Raw genomic sequence first — 19121 nt, 5'->3', positions numbered from 1 at the left:
CGAAACCGGCAAGGACATGAGCTCCAAATACAAGGAAACCGCCATGGGCGGCCTCGCCGTCAATGTCGTGGAGTGCTGACTCAGTTGTGCAGCGCCGCCCACAAGTTCAGGCTGGCGGCGAACACCAGCCAGGAGACATAGGGCAACAACAGGAGGCCGGCGGCGCGACTGATGGGGCCGAAATACAGGACGGTCACGGTCACAGCGATTATCAGGGCGATGATGACGGCGAAGCCCAGCCAGAGCGCCGGCGTGCCCATCACCGGATAGAGGCCGAAGAACACCGGCGTCCACAGCAGGTTTAGCAGCAGCTGGATCCCGTAGGCAACCAACGCAGGTCTGGTGCGTTCAGTGAGGCGGCGCCAGACGAGCCATGCGGCCACTGCCATGGCGACATAGAGCAGCGTCCAGACCGGGCCGAACACCCAGTTGGGCGGTGACCATGGGGCCTTGTCCGCGGCGACGTACCAGCCGTTCACATTGTTCAGCGTGGCGATGGCACCCAGCCAGGAGACCAGCGCGGAAGCCGCCAGGAACACCGCCAGTCCGAGCACCTGAACGCCGGCGCTGTGGCTTTCGAAGCTGGACTCGGACCCGCGGACGGACGCGCCGGGACCGTTGAAGGGGCCGCCGTCGGGACCGGGCGTGGATTGTTCGTGGTGAGCCTGCATCCTTCAACCCTTGCCAGTCCGGAGCGCCGCGTCAAGCGCCGGACCGGCACGGGCGCGTAGGCACTGGGTTTCCCCGTCCACCCGCTCTGTTCACAGTCAGGGGGCAGTGCCACTATGGAGCTATGAGTGGGGGATACGACCGGGACTTCTTGCGGGCACGCCTTGAGCTGCCCAGTCCGCCGGCAGCAACGGTTCTGCTTGACTACATCCACTTTTCCGTCCGGTTGCGTGCCGCGCGCAAACTGGCCGCCGTCGTCGGGGTGAACATCAACGGACGCGAGCTTGTGCCGTTGGCCCGCGAAGGAACCTGGCATTTTGATTCCCGCGTTCCGAAGGAGCAGCAGGCAGGGCCGGACGTTTACAAGAACAACGCTTTCGACCGCGGGCATCTCGTGCGGCGGCTGGATCCCGTCTGGGGCGACACGGCCACGGCTAAGGCAGCCAACCAGGACACCTTCGCCTTCACCAACGCCGCACCCCAGGTTGACGACTTCAATCAGGGCAAGGAACTGTGGGTCGGGCTGGAGGACCACGTGCTCAACCATGCCGACCTCAACGACGCCAAGCTCAGTGTCTTCACCGGGCCCGTCCTGGAGGAGGACGACCTGCCCTACCGGGGAGTCCAGATTCCCAGGAAGTTCTGGAAGGTCGCTGCCTGGACCATGGACGGAAAGCTTGCTGCCGCGGGATTCCTGCTGGACCAGTCGCCGCTGCTGGGGAAAGTGGAGCTCAAGAAGGCTATCCGGGAACGGCTTCTGGCGGATGAACCGCCGCCGCTTGGCCCCTTCCGCACCTTTCAGGTCCCGGTGCGGCAGATCGCCGAGCTGACCGGGCTGAGCCTTTCCCGGCTGGAAAACGCGGATCGGCTCGTCAAAAGCCAGCGCTCCCGGGGCAAGGAACCCATGGCGTTACGGCTCGAGTCCATGGAGCAGATCCGGCTTTGAGGCCGTGGCCGCGGGGGAGGGTCCCCGGTCAGTGTCTTCCAGGCAGGGCCGATAGACTTGTGGATTGCATGCCCGGCATGCACCGAAGCACTGCCGCAAAGATTGGACACCGCGCACTTGCGAGAATTCACCGCCCGCTTCGCCTCCGCCGAGGAGGTCGCCAACTGGGACTCCCACGTCACCGCGAACCCGAATGGCGGAAACCTGCTCCAGTCCGAGGCCTTCGCCCAGGTCAAGCAGCACTTCGGCTGGAAGCCGCTTCACCTGGTCTACGAGACCGCCGACTACACGAGCTACAACCTGGTGCTGGAGAAGTCCTTCCCGGTCCTCGGCAAGCTCTGGTACCTCATCAAGGGGCCGGACGTGGCAGCAGTGGAGGACATCCCGGGAATCGCGGCGGCAAACGCCGAGTTCGTTAGGCGTGCAAGGCTCGGCGTATTCGCTATCAAGATCGAGCCTGACATCATCCTCTCCGAGGACGCCAAGCGGGTGATCGAGGGCGCGGGCCTGGTCAAGACCCACAACCTGCAGCCCAACGACTCCACGGCGCTGCTGGACATCGCGCCGGAAGAGAACCAGCTGCTGCGGAACCTGCATTCCAGGGGGCGCAACGCCGTCCGCCGGGCCATCCGGGAAGGTGTGGAAGTCCACAACGCGGAGCCCACCGAGGAGAACTTCAGGGCAATGTACGCCCTCATGACCACCACGGTGGAAGCGAAGTCGCAGGTCAGGGTCCGGGAGTACGAGTATTACCAGAAGTTCTGGACCAACTTCATTGACCGCGGCCAGGGCCGGCTGCTGTTCGTCTACGAGAATGGGGTCCCCTCCGTGGGTGCCTTCGTGATCAACTACGGCCGGAAGGGGACGTACAAGGACGGCGGTTCGCTGCAGAAGCGCGGCCAGTACGGCGACTCCCACCTGGTCCAATGGACGGCGATCAACCAGGTCAAGGAACTCGGCTGTACGGAATACGACTTCTGCGGAACGCCGCCGAGCGACAAACTCAAGGACACCTCCAACCCCTTCCACGGGCTGGGGCTGTTCAAGACGAGTTTCAGCAAAACGGTCACCGACTTCGTGGGCTGCTACGACCAGGTGATCAGCCCGCTGAAATACAGGGCCTGGATGGCTGCCGGCGAACGCGTCGCGCGCCAGATCTACACCCGGCGAACAGGCCGGCAGTTTTACTAAAAACCCTTGTGATGCCCTTGAGGAGGCCGCAATGACCAAAGCACCGGACGGTCGCCGCAGGCCGCCCACGGGGGCGCTGCCCCCGACAGAACCACTCACCGCGTCCCAGGTGCGGCAGGACGCCGCGGCCAAACGCATGCTGCGCAGGCTCGTGCATGGCGAAAACCCGCCCACGGCCCCCATGAGCATCGTGGACAGGCTCGCGGGCAGCCCCTACGCCAACCCCATGATCCAGGTGGGGGGAGTGGACACGTCCGCGCGCAAGACCATCGACTTCGCGCTCCACCTGGCCGAGTCCATGTTCCGGTACGGGGCCGGGGCCCTGGAAGTGGAAACCAGCATCATCGCGATCACCGCCGCCCTGGGCCTGAAGCACATCGAAGTGGACATCACCAACCAGTCGGTGGCAATCAACTACGCCCCCAAGGACCAGACGCCCATCACCCTGCTGCGCGTGGTGCGGTCCTGGACCAACAACTACGCAGGCCTGGCCCAGGTGCACCAGCTGGTCACGGAGATTGTTGCCGGCGGTGTGGGCCGCGACGAGGCAGTACGCCGGCTGGACGAAATCGTCCGGAGCTCCAAGCCATTCCCACGCTGGATGGTTACGGTCGCGTTCGCTGTGTTCTCCGCCGTCTTCGTCGGTGTGCTCGGTGGCGGGCTCGGAGCCTCCGCGGTCGCCTTCGTCTCCAACCTGCTGGTTAGCCTCCTGGCCCGGCGGCTGAGCCGCTGGCGCACACCGGACTTCTTCATTACCGCCTCGTGCGCGTTCCTGGTCACCTTCATCGCCCTGCTCTTGTCGCGTTTCGGCAGCCCGGTGGGCATACAGATCGCACCCGAGATCGTGGTGGTCGGCGGAATCCTGCTGCTGCTTCCGACCGGACGGCTCGTCTCGTCGGTACAGGATGCCATCAACGGATTCCCGGTCACCGCCGCCGGCCGTTTCCTGTCGACCATCCTGACCTTCGGCGCCCTGGTGACCGGCATCGCCGTCGGCTTCGTGGTCGTGGACATGACTGGCATGGAACCGATCGACGTCACCAAAACATTCCCGCCGGCGTATCCGTGGTGGGCCGTGGGCATCATGGTTGCCGTCGCCGTCGTCGCGATCGGAATCACAGAACAGACGAGCTGGAAGCTTCTCCTCCCCACAGCGGCGGTGGGTGTCATCGGCTATCTGGTCCTCATCGGTGGTCAGGAACTGGGAATCGGGCCGCGCTTCTCTCCGGCTCTGGCCGCCGTTGTCATCGGCCTGCTCGGCCGGGTAGTGGCGCTCCGGATGGGCGCCCCGCAGCTGGTGGTGGCCGTTCCCGCCGCGCTGATCCTGTTGCCGGGACTCACCATATTCCGGTCCATGTATGTATTGACCATTGAGGAATCGGAAATCCTGATCGGCGCCGGGGGGATGCTGAACGCAGGGGCGATCGTGCTCGGCGTCGCGGCCGGGATCGTCCTGGGCGATACCCTGGCCCGTCCGCTGACCCGCAGCCTGGCCAGCAACGAACGCCGGCGCGCCCGCCGCCGCTAGCCGGGCGCGAAGGCCGCTTCCGGATCAGTCCTCACCCTCGGTCCGCTGCATCGGACCGCTAGATCTGGCCGATGGGGAGCTTCTTTTCAGCCTGGAAGTCGTCCTCCACTCGCCCGTGGGCCCAGTACCCGGAAAGCGATACCTGCCCGCGTTCCAGGCCACGCTCACGGAAGAGGACCTCCCGGAGGGACTTCATGTAGCCGCGCTCGCCGTGGGCGAATACCTGCGCCCGCCCGCCAGGCCACTCGGCATCCCGTACGGCGTTGATCAGCAGTTCACTGCTTCCGGCAGGGACGCCGTTACGCGGCAGCCACCGGATCTGCAGCCCGGCGGGTGCCGCTATCGGCTGGATCTCGGCGTCGCTGTCCACCTCCAGGAACGCCAGGCCACGGGCCTCCCGCGGCAACGACTCGATGGCGGCTGCAATTGCAGGGAGGGCGGCCTCGTCACCGGCGAAGAGGTGCCAGTCGGCAGCAGGGTCGGGGTTGTAGCCGCCGCCCGGCCCGGTGAACACCAGGCTGTCGCCGGGCTGGGCTTTGGCCGCCCACGGCCCAGCCAGGCCCTCGTCGCCGTGGATCACAAAGTCGATTGCCAGCTCACGGTTTTCTTCATCAACCCAGCGCACCGTGTACGTCCGGGTGTGCGGCCACTGTTCACGCGGCATGGACTCCCGGACCGCCCAGAGGTCCAGGGGGAGCGGGTATTCGACGTCGGGCTGGGGGAAGGCGATCTTCACGTAACGGTCGACGTAATCGTTGTTCACGTAGCCGGAGAAGCCCTCGCCGCCGGCCACGATCCGCACCATGTGGGGCGAGAGTTCCTCGCGCCTGAGGACCGTGAGATTCGTCTGGGGACGCGATTTTCGGCTGGCTGAAGTGGTTGCGGGCAGTGAAGTCATGTAAGTAAGCCTAGGCTAAGTTGCCCTCCCGGAGCTCCGGCCGGGCTCCCGGGTTCGCAGGCTTGCCACGCGGGCCGAATCAGGCCCCGGCGGTGCCGGCCCGGGTCAGAGGACAGGCAGCTCCCAGTCCACCGGCTCCGAACCCAACGACCGGAGCGTTTCGTTGGCTTGGCTGAACGGCCGGGAACCGAAGAACCCGCGCGAGGCTGACAACGGGCTGGGATGGGCGCTGGCCAGCACGGGTGCGTTCCCCAGCAGGGGCCGGACATTCTCGGCATCCTTGCCCCATAGGACGGCTACCAAGGGCACAGGGCTGCCGTCGGCAGAGCGCCGTCCGGCAACGGCGGCAATGGCCGCCGTCGTGATGGGCTCCCATCCTTTCCCGCGGTGGGACCCCGCCGCACCTGCACGGACCGTAAGGACCCGGTTCAGCAGGAGGACCCCCTGCTCCGCCCAGCGCGACAGGTCACCGTGGATACGGGCCGGCAGGCCCAGGTCGGCTTCAAGTTCCTTGTAGATGTTCGCCAGGCTGCGCGGAATGGGCCGGGTGTGCCCGTCAACTGCGAAGGACAGCCCGATGGGGTGGCCGGGGGTCGGATACGGGTCCTGGCCCACGATGAGCACCCTGACGTCAGCCAGCGGTCGCCGAAAGGCGCGCAGGACGTTCGACGGCGCCGGAAGCACCGGGTGCCCGGCCGCCACTTCAGCTGCCAGGAACCCCAGGACGCTGCGCAGTTCCGCTTCCACAGGAGCAAGCGCCGCGGCCCAGTCGGCTGCCACCAGTTCCGCCAACGGCATCCGTGCCATCTCGGCGAACCCCAGACCCCCACCCGCAGCAGGCTCCAGGTCGAACAAAGCTTCAGAATCAAACACGAGTCCATTCTCGCAGTGCTGTGCTCCAGGAGCCGGTGAATGGGGCCCGCCCGCCTCCCGACGGCACGTCACACGACGTAAATGACACGCGTGTTATTCGCCCGTACCATGGAAAGAGACTTTGACCGGATCAAGTGAAGGAGTTTGCCGTGGCCGAACCAGTGCGCGATGATCTGTCACTTGCGGACACCGCCAGCCAAACCGCGGTGACCCTGGACCTCCTGCCCGCCCCGCAGCCGGGCTCACGGCTGAGTGAGCGGGACCAGCAAATGCTGGGGCTCGAGCGTCAGTGGTGGAAGTATGCCGGGGCAAAGGAGCAGGCCATCCGGGAGCTGTTCGACCTCTCCGCCACCCACTACTACCAGATCCTCAACACGCTGATTGATACCGAGGACGCCCTCGCCCACGACCCCATGCTCGTGAAGAGATTGCGTAGACTACGTACGTCACGCCAACGGGCACGCACGGCGCGCCGTTTGGGCTCAGACGCGTAAGAGTCAGGGCTGAGAAATCAGCAAGTACCAGCAAGGACATCGTTTTACCATGACCAAATACGCTCGGGATGAATTCGACAAGGTCCCGGAGACCTCCTCACGACAGGGTGTCCACCGGGTCGCTTCCGATGCTCCCCGGCGCCGGCTGGGACCCATTCTGGCCGTCGGCGTTCTGGCTCTCGCCATCGGCCTGGTTGCCTTCCTGTTCCTGCCCAAACTGGGATTCGCCCCCACCGGCAGCCCGCTCCTTGCGGCCGGGTCCGCCCAGGAAAGCCCCTCCGCTTCAGCCTCCGCTGAGGCGCCGCAGACAGCATCCCAGAGCGCCGAGCCCAGCGCGGATCCAAGCACGACTCCCTCTGCCGGTGAAGCGCTCCCCACCACCGGCACTCCATCCACCGCTCCCGAGGACGACGCACCGGCCGTTGACAAGTCCCAGCCCGTGGCGGTCTACAACGGGACCACGACTGCAGGGCTTGCGGGCCGGGTGAGCAACACCGTTTCGGCGGACGGCTGGACACTCGGACCGGTGGGCAACTGGGGCGGAACGCCGCAGAAGTCCTCCGTTATCTACTACAACGGAGCTGAGCAAAAAGCCAACGCCGAGGCCCTGGGTGAACTCCTCAACATCACCTCGCTCGTGGACTCCGCTGAATTCCAGCAGCCTGTCGTGGTGGTCCTCGGGCCCGGCTTCCAGTAGGGGAATTCGGTTACGCCTGAATAACTATTGGGGGCTCGCAGGCCGCGGTCCTGCGCCCGGCAACGGCAATAGCTAGAGTGATTCCGGATGCCGCGCCGCAACGCGCGGACCGTCCCGACGGCGCACAGTGACGTGGGCCGAACAGAAGCAACCGGAAAGTGTGGGCAACATGGCATTGGGAACCGTCAAATGGTTCAACGCCGAAAAAGGCTATGGCTTCATCACCGTAGACGGCTCCGGCGACGACGTCTTCGTCCACTGGTCGGCCATCGAGGGCGAGGGCTACCGGGCCCTGGACGAAGGGCAGCGGGTGCAGTTCGAAGTGGGCGAAGGCGAAAAGGGTCCCCAGGCAGAAAACGTCCGGCCGGCCTGATGCTTCCTTCCGCGGCGGTGCACGGCACAACGACTTCCGTCCGCTCCGGCGGTGCGCGGCTGCGGTTCGCCGCCGCTGTGGTGCTTGCCGCGGGCACGGCACTGGTGCTGGCCGGCTGCTCCGGCCAGACCGGAAACGCCCGTGTCGACACGGTCGATGCCGGCGGTGACGGGACGCTGCGGATCGGCCTGATCCTGGACAACACGGGCAAGCAGTCGTTTCTGAACTCCTCGCAGCTCGCAGCGGCCAAGCTCGCCGTCGAGGAGATCAACGCCGCAGGGGGCCACAAGGGGCGGCCGGTGGAACTGCTCCCGGAGAAAATCAGCGAGGACACAACGGCTCAGGCCAAGGAACTCGTGGCGGCGAAGGCTGATGTAGTCATCGGTCCCACCGACTCAAGCCGCGCGCCGGGCGCGATTGATGTCCTGGCACGCGCCAAAGTGGCTGTCATTTCCCCGGCGAATGCCGCGCACGGCCTCTCCCGGTACAGGAGCGGGGGGTACTACTTCCGCACCTCAGCAGCCGACGTGGCCCAGGCTCCCGTCCTGGTCAAACTGGCAAAGGACGGCGGGGCCCGGACCATAGCGGTCCTGCACGAGGAAGGCAGCTACGGCAAGGACGTCTCCGTGGCCGTCGCGGCGGCCGCCAAGGCGGCCGGCCTTGGCACCGTCGCCGATGCCGAATTCACGCCTGGCCAGGCACAACAGGCTGCCGCGGCCGCAAAGGCCGCCGGCCCGGACGCCGTCATCCTGGTGGCGCGAACCGGTGCCCAGGGCGCAATTGCAGAACTCAACAACAAAGGTCTGGCCGGCAAAAAGCTCATCCTCAGCGACGGCGCCATCCACCAGTACGGCTCCGCCCTCGGGTCCAAGGCCCTCGACGGCGCCCGCGGGATCCTTCCGGGCGTCTTCCCGTCTGCGCATTTCCAGGGCGAGCTCGTGGCGGTTGATCCCGGGCTCAAGGACATGACGTTCGCCGCGGAAACTTACGACGCGGTGAACCTGGCGGCCATCGCCGCGGCCGCGGCCCAGGACGACGCCGGATCCTCCATTGCGGCGGGGCTGATCGCCGTCTCCGGCGGGAGTGGGAAGTCCGGCGGAACAGTGCCGTCCGCAGCCTCGGGGGACGGCGCGGCCGCGGTGTGCAAAAACTACAAGGAATGCGCCGACGCCATCAAGGCCGGAAAGCCTGCGGATTACGACGGCGAGTCCGGCCGGATCGGCTTCGATGCCAACGGGGACGTAACCTCGGCCAACTACATGGTGTTCACTTATTCCGCGGACAACAAGGCCAGGATGACCGGCAGCGAAACTGCCGCCCGCGCCGGCGGCTGATCGCTCCTAGCGTAGCGTGGGCCGCAGGCGCGCTATTTCCCGCAGTCTCTGCTTGCACTCTCCCCGGGGGAGTGCTAATTATTGATTTAGCACTCCCACGGACTGACTGCTAAATCGACGCCCGGTTCCGGCCGGTTGTGGAGTAAGCGGGAAGGACAAGGAGCGAAAGAAATACCTTGCTGGGGTGAGATCCCATCCGCGCGGCATACAGAGGCCGACGGTGAAGGGTCGTCCGTCGCGGGCACCGCAGCGAAGGTTCATTCTTAACGACTGTCCCGAAAGGACTACTGCCGTTATGGCCAAGATCATTGCATTTGATGAAGAGGCACGCCGCGGTCTTGAGCGGGGCCTGAACATCCTCGCCGACGCCGTCAAGGTCACCCTCGGCCCGCGTGGACGCAACGTCGTCCTCGAAAAGAAGTGGGGCGCCCCCACGATCACCAACGATGGTGTTTCCATCGCCAAGGAGATCGAGCTGGACGATCCCTACGAGAAGATCGGCGCCGAGCTGGTCAAGGAAGTTGCCAAGAAGACGGACGACGTCGCTGGCGACGGCACCACCACGGCAACCGTGCTGGCACAGGCCCTGGTCAAGGAAGGCCTGCGCAACGTCGCAGCCGGCGCTGACCCGCTGTCCCTGAAGCGCGGCATCGAGAAGGCTGTTGAAGCCGTCACCATCGAGCTGCTCGCTTCCGCCAAGGAAATCGAAACCAAGGAAGAGATCGCCGCTACGGCATCCATCTCCGCCGGTGACGACGAAATCGGCGCCCTGATCGCTGAAGCGCTGGACAAGGTTGGCAAGGAAGGTGTTATCACCGTCGAGGAGTCCAACACCTTCGGCCTCGAGCTTGAGCTCACCGAAGGCATGCGCTTCGACAAGGGCTACATCTCCGCTTACTTCGTCACCGACGCTGAGCGCCAGGAAACGGTCCTCGAGGATCCGTACATCCTGATCGTCAACTCCAAGATCTCCAACGTCAAGGAACTGGTTGCTGTCCTCGAAAAGGTCATGCAGTCCAGCAAGCCGCTGCTGATCATTGCCGAAGACATCGAGGGCGAGGCCCTGGCCACCCTGATCGTCAACAAGATCCGTGGCACCTTCAAGTCCGTCGCCGTCAAGGCTCCGGGCTTCGGCGACCGCCGCAAGGCGCAGCTCGCGGACATCGCCATCCTCACCGGTGGCCAGGTCATCTCCGAGGAAGTCGGCCTCAAGCTTGAGACCGCCGGCCTCGAACTCCTGGGCAAGGCACGCAAGGTTGTTGTCACCAAGGACGAGACCACCATCGTCGAGGGTGCAGGCGACGCAGACCAGATCGCCGGCCGCGTTTCCCAGATCCGCGCCGAGATCGAGAACTCCGATTCCGACTACGACCGCGAGAAGCTGCAGGAACGCCTGGCCAAGCTGGCCGGCGGCGTTGCGGTCATCAAGGCTGGTGCCGCTACCGAAGTTGAGCTCAAGGAACGCAAGCACCGCATTGAGGACGCTGTCCGCAACGCCAAGGCTGCTGTTGAAGAAGGCATCGTTGCCGGTGGTGGCGTAGCCCTCATCCAGGCCGGCGCCAAGGCATTCGCCAACCTGCAGCTCGAAGGCGACGAAGCAACGGGCGCGAACATCGTCCGCGTTGCCATCGACGCACCGCTGAAGCAGATCGCATTCAACGCCGGCCTTGAGCCGGGCGTTGTTGTGGACAAGGTCCGCGGCCTGCCTGCAGGCCACGGCCTGAACGCTGCAACCGGACAGTACGTTGACCTGCTGGCTGCCGGCATCAACGACCCCGTCAAGGTAACGCGCTCTGCACTGCAGAACGCCGCTTCCATCGCGGGCCTGTTCCTCACCACCGAGGCCGTAGTGGCCGACAAGCCGGAGAAGAACGCTCCGGCCATGGGTGGCGGCGACGAGATGGGCGGCATGGGCGGTTTCTAACCTGTCCAACCGCGCCTGACGCACACACTCAGTGCGGCTCCCTCGATTCGAGGGGGCCGCACTTTGCGTTGGCCGGCCCAAGGCGCGTCGGCACGGACGGCTGCGGACGACCGCCGACAGTCCCGCCAGGCGGGTACTGAACCCGCGCCCACTGAACTGGTTCCTGCTGCGGAGAACCACAATGTCGGGCCGGTCTGGCAGGATAGTGCGGTGACGATTACTGCAGCAGCCGACGGTTCGGCTTTAGGAAATCCCGGTCCGGCCGGATGGGCCTGGTACGTGAATGATGACTGCTGGCGGGCGGGCGGCTGGCCGCACGGTACAAACAACCAGGGCGAGCTGATGGCTGTGCTGGATCTTTTCCGCTGCACGGCGCACCTTCCGGACGAGGAACTGCACATCCTGTGCGACAGCCAGTACGTGATCAACTCGGTGACCAAATGGATGCCGGGGTGGAAGCGCAAGGGCTGGCGCAAGGCGGACGGCAAACCCGTGCTGAACGTGGAGATCCTTCGCGAAATCGACCAGTCGCTTACAGGACGCAAATACCGCTTTGAATGGGTGCGGGGTCACGCCGGCCATGACCTGAACGAAGCCGCTGACGACCGCGCCAGGGCCGCCGCGACCGCCTATCAGCAGGGCGTTGCAGTGCGGTCAGGACCGGGCTTCGTGCGCGGGGACGGGGCAGCGGCCTCCCGGCCGTTCACGGGAGCCGGCAGTGCAGCGGGCGGAGCCCCCGCAGCCGCCCTCAAGGCGCCAGGGCAGCAGGAGCTCCTCACCCCGCCGGGACGCAGCAATCAGCCGGACCTTTTCAGCGAGCCAGACCTTTTCAGTGAGCTGGAGACGGATCCCTTCGCCGCGCAGGCCGGGCCGGAAGCAGCCCCTGAGGCCATCGTTGAGGCACAGGAACGGGAGCTGCTCCGCCCCGACACCCGCGCCGACATCGGGCGTACAGGAGTGCTGCTGCACCCGGAGTTCACGGAGATCGGTACGTCAGGGCGGCTGTGGACGCGGGATTCAATGATGATGGCGCTCGAGGAAAACCCCGGCGGCGGAGCTGAACTGGACCTGATCGGTGCCGATCGGGTCGGAGCTGAGGCAGTCCTGTTGACCTACCGCAGCAAGGGAAGGGCGGGATCCTCGCTCCGCAGTTCGCTCTGGGTCCTTGACGGATCCCAGTGGCGCCTGCGCTTTCACCAGGGAACACCGGAGGCGTAAGCCGCGGCCCGGCGGCGCAGCCCGGCCGCACATCCGCCAAACACGTTGGCCCAAGGAGCCGGCAGCACACATCATCTGTCCGGTTCAGCTAAACCGCTGGGCATTGCCCTGCTCGGCCTGGGCGTAGGTGGCGGCCGCCGAGGTGAGGGCCAGGTTGATGGAGGCGAGGGAAGCCTCGACTTTGCCCTGGGTGAGGGTCCACTCCGTGATCAGCGCCTGGAAGTTGGTGGCAGCGGATCCGCGCCAGGTGCCCTGCAGTTCATCCAGCCCGCGCTTCATCGCCTGGACGTCCGCGCTGATGCGGTCCACCGTGGCCTTGACGTTCGCTGACTTGAGCTGGAGCAGCTCGGTATCAACAGAGATGATGCTCATGGTTATTGCCCTTCGACGCAGTGCGCACGCTTGTTCAAGCCTGCGGACGGCCCTGGGTGTCGGGACCGCTACGTCGAGCCTAGGAAGTGGGCGGAAAACCGCGCTACAAATACTGCCTATATGTGGACAACCTCGCCGCCGTCGCCGCCGTCGTGGTTACTGTCTGCAAAGTCTGCTGCCTCGTCCTGGAACGGAAGGCTGACAACCATGGTGGCACCGCCGCCGTCGGTCTGTTCCACCCGGACGTAGCCGGAGTGGGAGCCCACGATGGCCGCCACGATGGCCAGACCCAGGCCGCTGCCGCCTGTTTCGCGGGTCCGCGAGGTATCCGCCCGGTAGAAACGCTCGAAGATCCGCGGGGCCTCGTCCTCGGAGATCCCGGGGCCATGGTCGCGCACCTCGATGACAGAGTGGCGTTGGCCGGCGTCGCCGGTCCGTACGCCCACCGCGAGTTCAAGGGGCGTTCCTGCCGGGGTGTATCGCAGGGCGTTGCCCACCAGGTTTCCCACCACCTGGCGGAGCTTCGCCTCATCGCCCAGCACCGGCGCCGGAGACGGCGGTCCGCCGTCGAGGCCGGTCAGTGATATGTTCCGGTCCCGGTCGCTGGCCTGGGTGTCCACCACGGCGTCGTTTGCCAGGAGCAGCAGGTCCACGGGCTTTTGCTGCAGGGGGCGCTGCTCGTCCAGCCTGGCCAGGAGCAGCAGGTCCTCCACCATGGAGCCCATCCGCTTGGCCTCGCTTTCGATCCGCCCCATCGCGGTGGCCACGTCCTCTTCCTTGGTCAGGGCACCCTGGCGGTAGAGCTCGGAGAACCCCCGGATCGTCACGAGGGGAGTGCGAAGCTCATGCGAAGCGTCAGCGGCAAAGCGGCGCATCCGCTCTTCCGAGGCCATCCTGGCTGCGAAGGCGGACTCAATGTGGCTGAGCATCGCGTTGAGCGAGCCGCCCAGCCGGCCCACTTCCGTGGCGGGATTCTCCACATCGACGCGGCGCGACAGGTCACCCGCAGCGATGGCTGCTGCTGTCTTTTCGACCCGCGCCAACGGGCGGAAGGACCTGGACACCGTCCAAGTGGCAATGAAGAAGGCAAGAACCAGCGTCAGGAAGCCCACCCCGATCACCACCAGCGCAGCGTGTTCCACGACGGAGTCCACGGGGGCCAGCGGCAGCCCGATAATCACGACGGCGTTGCGCTGGTTGCCGTCCAGCACGTTCAGCGCCACGACGCGCCAGTTGCGCCCGTCGGTTCCGCGGACCTGGAACGGGTCGAGGTCGAGCCTCTTGGCATCCGCCGGGGACAGGCTGTCGATGTCCGGGTGGGAGTCCTTGCTGCCGCCGAACGGGAAGGGGTCCTGGTCAGGGCGCAGGAGCATGAGGGAATAATCCGTGGGGATATTCGGGTTCTGTTCCTGCAACTGGCTGAAGGATTGCTGCTGCTTAACGGAATTGACGGCGACCTTGAGCTTGTCGTCCACCTGCCCCTGCAGGTAGCTGTGCAGGAGCGTGAGCGTGCCGGAACCGGTCACGGCGAGTGCCACCAGCATCAGCGCCATCATGATGGCCACCAGCTGGGAACGCAGTGAGGCCGACTTCCAACGGCGCAGCAAGGTCAGCGCTTCTCGGCTGTCCGCAGTACGTAGCCCACCCCGCGCTTGGTCTGGATGAGGGCGGGGGCATCGGGATCGATGTCAACCTTGCGGCGGAGGTAGGAGATGTAGGACTCCACGATCGAGGCGTCGCCGTTGAAGTCGTATTCCCAGACGTGGTCCAGGATCTGGGACTTGGACAGGACCCGGTTCGGGTTCAGCATGAGGTAGCGCAGGAGCTTGAACTCGGTGGGCGAGAGCTCAATGACTGTCCCGCCGCGCCGTACCTCATGGGCGTCGTCGTCGAGCTCCAGGTCGTCCACCCGGATCACGGCGTCGTCGTCAATCATGGGCTGGGTGCGCCGGAGTACGGCGCGGATCCGGGCCACCACCTCGTCCAGGCTGAAAGGTTTGGTGACATAGTCGTCGCCGCCGACCGTGAGGCCGGTGACCTTGTCTTCGGTGTCATCCTTGGCGGTGAGGAAGAGGACGGGGAAGTGCTTGCCGGCGGCACGCAGCCGGCGGGTCACCGTGAAGCCGTCCATATCGGGCAGCATGACGTCAAGGACCGCAAGATCGGGGGAGTGGAGCTCGGCGGCGGCGAGGGCATCGCGTCCGTTGCCGGCCGAGACGACCTCGAAGCCGGCGAACCTCAGCGACGTGGAGAGCAACTCGCGGATGTTTGGTTCATCATCGACGACGAGCAGCTTGGCTTCGGGACCGTTCTTTTTCATATCTCCCATGATGCTCCCAGAATCTGGGAGTTTTCTGAATGAATGTTGTGTGTCCCATGGGTCCGGCCTCGGGAGGTCCGCTCAGGTGGCTGTGGGATTCCGTCCGACGTCCTTGGCATCCATGATCCGGTAGGCATAGCCCTGCTCCGCCAGGAACCGCTGGCGCTTCGCTGCGAAGTCCTGGTCGAGCGTGTCCCGTGCCACCAGTGAATAGAACCGCGCCGCGCGGCCGTCCTGTTTGGGGCGCAGCAGGCGGCCCAGGCGCTGGGCTTCCTCCTGCCGGGAACCGAAGGAGCCGGACACCTGGATGGCGACCGAGGCTTCGGGAAGGTCAATGGAAAAGTTGGCCACCTTGGAAACCACCAGGGTCTGCACCTCGCCAGCCCGGAACGCGTCGAACAGCTTCTGGCGTTCCTTCACGGACGTGTCGCCTTTGATGACCGGGGCCTGCAGCCGTTCGCCCAGTTCGTCCAGCTGATCAATGTACTGACCGATCACCAGCAGCTGCTCGCCGCGGTGCTGCGCCACCAGTTGTTCCACCACATCGGATTTGGTTTCGGAGGTGGCGCACAGCCTGTATTTGTCGGCGTCCTCGGCCATGGCGTACGCAACACGTTCGTCGTGCGGCAGGTCCACCCTGACTTCCACGCAGTCAGCCGGCGCGATGTAGCCCTGGGCCTCGATGTCCTTCCAGGGGGCGTCGTAGCGCTTGGGCCCGATCAGGCTGAAGACCTCGCCTTCGCGGCCGTCCTCGCGCACCAGCGTTGCCGTCAGGCCCAGCCGCCGCCGGGCCTGCAGGTCCGCCGTCATCCGGAAGATGGGTGCCGGCAGCAGGTGGACCTCGTCGTAGATGATCAGGCCCCAGTCGTGGCCGTCCAGCAGTTCCAGATGGGCATAGAGTCCGCCGCGTTTCGTCGTGAGGACCTGGTACGTCGCGATCGTGACCGGGCGGACTTCCTTGACCGAACCGGAATACTCGCCGATCTCATCCGCCGTCAGGGACGTCCGCTTGATGAGCTCGTCCTTCCATTGCCGGGCGGACACGGTGTTGGTTACGAGGATCAACACCGTGGTGGAGCTGGTGGCCATGGCCGCCGCGCCCACCAGGGTCTTGCCTGCTCCGCAGGGGAGCACCACCACTCCGCTGCCGCCGGCCCAGAAGTTCTCCGTGGCCAGCTTCTGGTACGGCCGGAGCTTCCAGCCGGTTTCATTGAGCATGATGGGGTGGGGCGTGCCGTCCACGTAGCCGGCAAGGTCCTCTGCGGGCCAGCCGATCTTGAGGAGCAGCTGCTTTAGCTGCCCCCGCTGCGAGGAATGCACCACCACGGTTTCGCCGTCGATGCGCGGGCCCAGCAACGGCTGGATCTTCTTGGCACGGCAGACTTCCTCGAGCACGGGGTAATCGTTGGTCCGCATCACCAGTCCGTGCTGCGGATCCTTTTCCAACCGCAGCCTGCCGTACCGGGACATCGTTTCTTCAATGTCGATGAGCAGGGAATGCGGGACGGGAAAACGCGAATACTTCAGGAGGGTGTCCAGCACCCGTTCAGCATCCAGCCCTGCCGCGCGGGCATTCCACAGGCCCAGGGGAGTGAGGCGGTAGCTGTGCACGTGCTCCGGCGCGCGCTCAAGCTCGGCGAAGGCGGCGATGGCGTGCCGGGCCTCCGTTGCCTGCTCATGGTCCACTTCCAGCAGGATGGTTTTGTCGCTCTGGACAATCAGGGGGCCGTCGTTCACGGCGCCAACGCCCGAAGGCTCCCGGTCGGGTGGATGCTGGTCACTGCTGGAATTCCTCTTCCGCCTCAATATCGATGATCCGGTGGATGGAGAGCACCCGCTCGGTTTCGCGGGCGGGGTCGAACACCCTGACCCGTCCTCCGCTCACAGAAACCGGAACAACCGTTTCCCGGCTGGAATTCCCCTGGCCGTCCACAACGTTCATCACCACGGACTGCCGGAGCCGGATGGCCTTCTGCAGGGTTTCGAGCCCGAGCTGCGTTGCTTCCTCACCAGTTGATCCCGCCGGCGGGCGGTGGCTCCCGTTGCCGTTCCCGCCGTGGGAGCCCTTGTGGCTGCGGAGAATCACCAGCTGGGCGTCGACGTCGGCCTCAGGAGGCGCCGTACGCGGCGCGCTGTACACCGGGCGCCCGCTGCCCGGAACGGCAGTGGTGCGGCGCAGCCGGACCAGCGCTGATTCCGGTTCCTCGACGGCCGGCGACAATCCCAGGGCACGCAAAACCTGGGCGGTTTCCTTTGGCCCCGCGCGGGATATGAGGACTGTGGGCGCGATGCGTACCAGCCCCAGCCCGGACGCGCTGGATTCCTTGACCAGCTCCAGCAGGGCGTCCTCATCGTCGCTCTGGATAAAACTGGAGGCGCCGCCCACCCGGAGCCTGCCGTGACGCGCCGCGGTGTCCTCCACGAGGTACTCAAGCGGCTGCGGCACCGCGGTGGCCGAATGCTCGCGCAGGAAGCCCAACAAACTGGCGGCGTCGTGGCCGGCGTCGAGGGCGCGACGGATCGAGGCCACCGAGAAGCGGTAGATAGTGGCCGGACCCTGGCCCTCGGCGTCGGCCATCATAAGGAGCTTTTCGCTCAGCTCAGGTGCCAGGTATCCCGGCGCCACAGCAGTAAGGTCGGCCTGCAGCAGGACGTGGTTGAGTGCGGCCGGCAGATGCTCTCCCAGGATGTCCAAAGCCTCATCCGGACGCTCGGCGGCTATGGCCGAGCCCAGCTGGCTGAGCGCACCCGAACCGATGAGGCCGAGCATTTCGGCTTCGGCGAGGACACCGCGGATCAGCGAACTAAAACGCCTGGCCATGCGCGGCTGGGTCCACTCGGCCCGTTGCAGCACCGCCGCGGCGTCAAGCACCGGCGCCTTGCCATCCGCCTCGGCCGCCTCAAGCGTAAGTTCGTTCAGGATCTCCAGAATCCGCTTCCGGACCACAGGGGCGTCGGGCCGCTGGGCTTCAGCGGACAGTGCGTTGATGGTGGTGCCGGCCGCAGCACGATGCGGGGCGGGGCCCGCGCCGGGGCCGGTGATGGGCTGCCCCACCAGCGACGGGGCGCGCTCGCTGGCCAGCCAGGCATTGACCAGCCACAGCCACTGCTCCTGCCGCGGCAGCGTAAGCCACTCCAGCTGCTCTGGCTGGACCCAGGCGGAGCTGTCAACGTCAAGCCGGACGAGTCCGGCGAGGGCGCAGAGCTCCACCAGCAGGCCGGCGTCGTGCAGTTCGATCCGGAGCGAGTCGGCCAGCCGCTTCATCTCGCGCACCCCGACGCCGCCGCTCCGCAATGTCACGAGCGGCTGCTCGCGCACGCAGTACAGGAGGTCGCCTGTCAGCCGGAGGGTTTCCGCGATGGCGCCCAAGGCGGCATTGCGCCGCAGTGCCGCCGTGGTCTGTCCAAGCCTGGGGACAGGGGGAGTCAGGGTGAAATCCTCGATCACGGCGCCGCCGCGGAGCGAGATGCCCACGCTGTGCGGCAACTCCACGTGCGCGGCGTCCAGCGGGACCAGCAGGCCCCTCGCCAGGAGCCAGTCCACCGGGCCGACGTCGGAACCTTCGTTGAGGACCGAAGCGCGCCGTTGGGCCTGGGGGACCGCGCCCATGGCCCAGTTTCCGAAGCGTGCCAGGAGCCCGGTGGTCCGCTCCGGGGCCGTGGCGAGGATCCGGTTCAGCGCCTCCGGGGTGGCCGTCCAGTGCTGCAGCGACAGGGCGGCTTCCATGGGCGTTGTTGCGGGATGGATGGCGGCACCGCTGTGGTGCAGCTCGGCTACGAGTTGCACCACGCGCTGGGCGAAGGCCGGCTGCAGCCGGACCAGTTCCGTGTAGCTGCGGCCCAGCCCCGCCGGATAAATTCCCACGACGTCCCGAAGGCTTCCCACCGGAAGATAGAACCGCTGGCGGGGACCGGCAGGCAGCGCGGCACCGTGCGGGGGATCGGCACGGTGCACAAGGGCCAGTTCCTCAAGGGAATGCAGGATCCGTTCAATGGCGGAAAGCGACGCGCCGTGGACCAGTTTCTTCAGCCCCGCAGCCGAAGCGCTGTGGGCCGTGTCCGTGTTGGTGCAGAGGTGAAGGGTCTCCAGGACCTGCATCTGCGGCCGGTTCAGCCGCTCCAGCGCCCGTTGCACACTGACTCGTGCGCTGGCCCGGGCCGCCAGGGCCGGGAAGTCCGGAACGTTCGGGGAGATGAGGTCCGGCCGCGCGGAGAACAAGGCCCGCAACGAGTCATCGCTGCGTGCCTCCAGTTCCTTGCTGAGCGCGCGAATAAGGGACATCA

At 66.0% G+C, this 19121-nt stretch carries 17 protein-coding genes; 9 read left to right on the top strand and 8 right to left on the bottom strand.

The genetic code is table 11. From position 1 onward, the window contains the following. Positions 1–80: 80 nt before the first annotated feature. On the bottom strand, positions 81–671 hold the full coding sequence (locus tag CXQ91_RS09525) for a TspO/MBR family protein (protein WP_104173664.1): 591 nt from the start codon (positions 669–671) through the stop codon (positions 81–83). A 122-nt stretch (positions 672–793) separates the two neighbouring features. Between CXQ91_RS09525 and CXQ91_RS09520 the strand changes: the two genes are divergently transcribed. The 3 genes from CXQ91_RS09520 (at position 794) to CXQ91_RS09510 (ending at position 4334) form a co-directional block, all read left to right on the top strand. Then, entirely contained in the window at positions 794–1615 is an 822-nt protein-coding gene (locus tag CXQ91_RS09520; protein ID WP_104173663.1) for a DNA/RNA non-specific endonuclease, read from the top strand. 117 nt (positions 1616–1732) lie between these two features. After that, positions 1733–2806 carry a peptidoglycan bridge formation glycyltransferase FemA/FemB family protein gene (locus tag CXQ91_RS09515; RefSeq protein WP_104173662.1) on the top strand — a complete coding sequence of 358 codons (1074 nt, stop codon included), beginning with the start codon at positions 1733–1735 and terminating at the stop codon, positions 2804–2806. Positions 2807–2837: 31 nt separating this feature from the next. Further along, on the top strand, positions 2838–4334 hold the full coding sequence (locus CXQ91_RS09510) for a threonine/serine exporter ThrE family protein (protein WP_104173661.1): 1497 nt from the start codon (positions 2838–2840) through the stop codon (positions 4332–4334). A 58-nt stretch (positions 4335–4392) separates the two neighbouring features. Here CXQ91_RS09510 and CXQ91_RS09505 read toward each other — a convergent pair whose 3' ends face one another. Then, positions 4393–5232 (bottom strand): siderophore-interacting protein, encoded by an 840-nt coding sequence (locus CXQ91_RS09505; protein ID WP_104173660.1) that lies wholly within the window; start codon positions 5230–5232, stop codon positions 4393–4395. A gap of 105 nt (positions 5233–5337) precedes the next feature. Then, positions 5338–6105: a uracil-DNA glycosylase gene (locus CXQ91_RS09500; protein WP_104173659.1), complete on the bottom strand. Its 768-nt coding sequence runs from the start codon at positions 6103–6105 to the stop codon at positions 5338–5340. Between the two features lie 206 nt (positions 6106–6311). Between CXQ91_RS09500 and CXQ91_RS09495 the strand changes: the two genes are divergently transcribed. The 6 genes from CXQ91_RS09495 to CXQ91_RS09470 all read left to right on the top strand — a co-directional run bounded on the left by CXQ91_RS09495 (position 6312) and on the right by CXQ91_RS09470 (position 12145). Beyond that, a complete protein-coding gene (locus CXQ91_RS09495; RefSeq protein ID WP_258073917.1) occupies positions 6312–6599 on the top strand; it encodes a DUF3263 domain-containing protein in 288 nt (95 codons plus the stop codon). 49 nt (positions 6600–6648) lie between these two features. Continuing rightward, complete coding sequence (locus CXQ91_RS09490; RefSeq protein ID WP_104173658.1) at positions 6649–7296, top strand: LytR C-terminal domain-containing protein; 648 nt, start codon at positions 6649–6651, stop codon at positions 7294–7296. A 169-nt stretch (positions 7297–7465) separates the two neighbouring features. After that, on the top strand, positions 7466–7669 hold the full coding sequence (locus tag CXQ91_RS09485) for a cold-shock protein (RefSeq protein WP_146072315.1): 204 nt from the start codon (positions 7466–7468) through the stop codon (positions 7667–7669). Continuing rightward, positions 7669–9003 (top strand): ABC transporter substrate-binding protein, encoded by a 1335-nt coding sequence (locus CXQ91_RS09480; protein WP_104173657.1) that lies wholly within the window; start codon positions 7669–7671, stop codon positions 9001–9003. The genes CXQ91_RS09485 and CXQ91_RS09480 overlap by 1 nt, the downstream gene beginning before the upstream one ends. Positions 9004–9298: 295 nt before the next feature. Further along, a complete protein-coding gene (gene groL / locus CXQ91_RS09475; RefSeq protein ID WP_104173656.1) occupies positions 9299–10927 on the top strand; it encodes a chaperonin GroEL in 1629 nt (542 codons plus the stop codon). A gap of 210 nt (positions 10928–11137) precedes the next feature. Next, positions 11138–12145, top strand: coding sequence for a ribonuclease HI family protein (locus tag CXQ91_RS09470; protein WP_104173655.1), 1008 nt, complete (start codon positions 11138–11140; stop codon positions 12143–12145). Positions 12146–12229: 84 nt separating this feature from the next. Here CXQ91_RS09470 and CXQ91_RS09465 read toward each other — a convergent pair whose 3' ends face one another. The 5 genes from CXQ91_RS09465 to CXQ91_RS09445 all read right to left on the bottom strand — a co-directional run bounded on the left by CXQ91_RS09465 (position 12230) and on the right by CXQ91_RS09445 (position 19119). Next, complete coding sequence (locus CXQ91_RS09465) at positions 12230–12517, bottom strand: WXG100 family type VII secretion target (protein WP_104173654.1); 288 nt, start codon at positions 12515–12517, stop codon at positions 12230–12232. A 116-nt stretch (positions 12518–12633) separates the two neighbouring features. After that, positions 12634–14124, bottom strand: a complete 1491-nt coding sequence (locus CXQ91_RS09460; RefSeq protein WP_181038840.1) for a cell wall metabolism sensor histidine kinase WalK — start codon at positions 14122–14124, stop codon at positions 12634–12636. 2 nt (positions 14125–14126) lie between these two features. Beyond that, a complete protein-coding gene (locus CXQ91_RS09455; RefSeq protein WP_104173653.1) occupies positions 14127–14837 on the bottom strand; it encodes a response regulator transcription factor in 711 nt (236 codons plus the stop codon). A gap of 81 nt (positions 14838–14918) precedes the next feature. Next, entirely contained in the window at positions 14919–16574 is a 1656-nt protein-coding gene (locus CXQ91_RS09450) for a DNA repair helicase XPB (protein WP_104173652.1), read from the bottom strand. A 40-nt stretch (positions 16575–16614) separates the two neighbouring features. Then, complete coding sequence (locus CXQ91_RS09445) at positions 16615–19119, bottom strand: helicase-associated domain-containing protein (protein WP_104173651.1); 2505 nt, start codon at positions 19117–19119, stop codon at positions 16615–16617. Between the last annotated feature and the right edge of the window lie 2 nt (positions 19120–19121).

The sequence above is a fragment of the Arthrobacter sp. Y81 genome (assembly GCF_002929335.1).
Taxonomy (GTDB): domain Bacteria; phylum Actinomycetota; class Actinomycetes; order Actinomycetales; family Micrococcaceae; genus Arthrobacter.
This window is presented reverse-complemented; position numbering and strand designations above follow the sequence as displayed.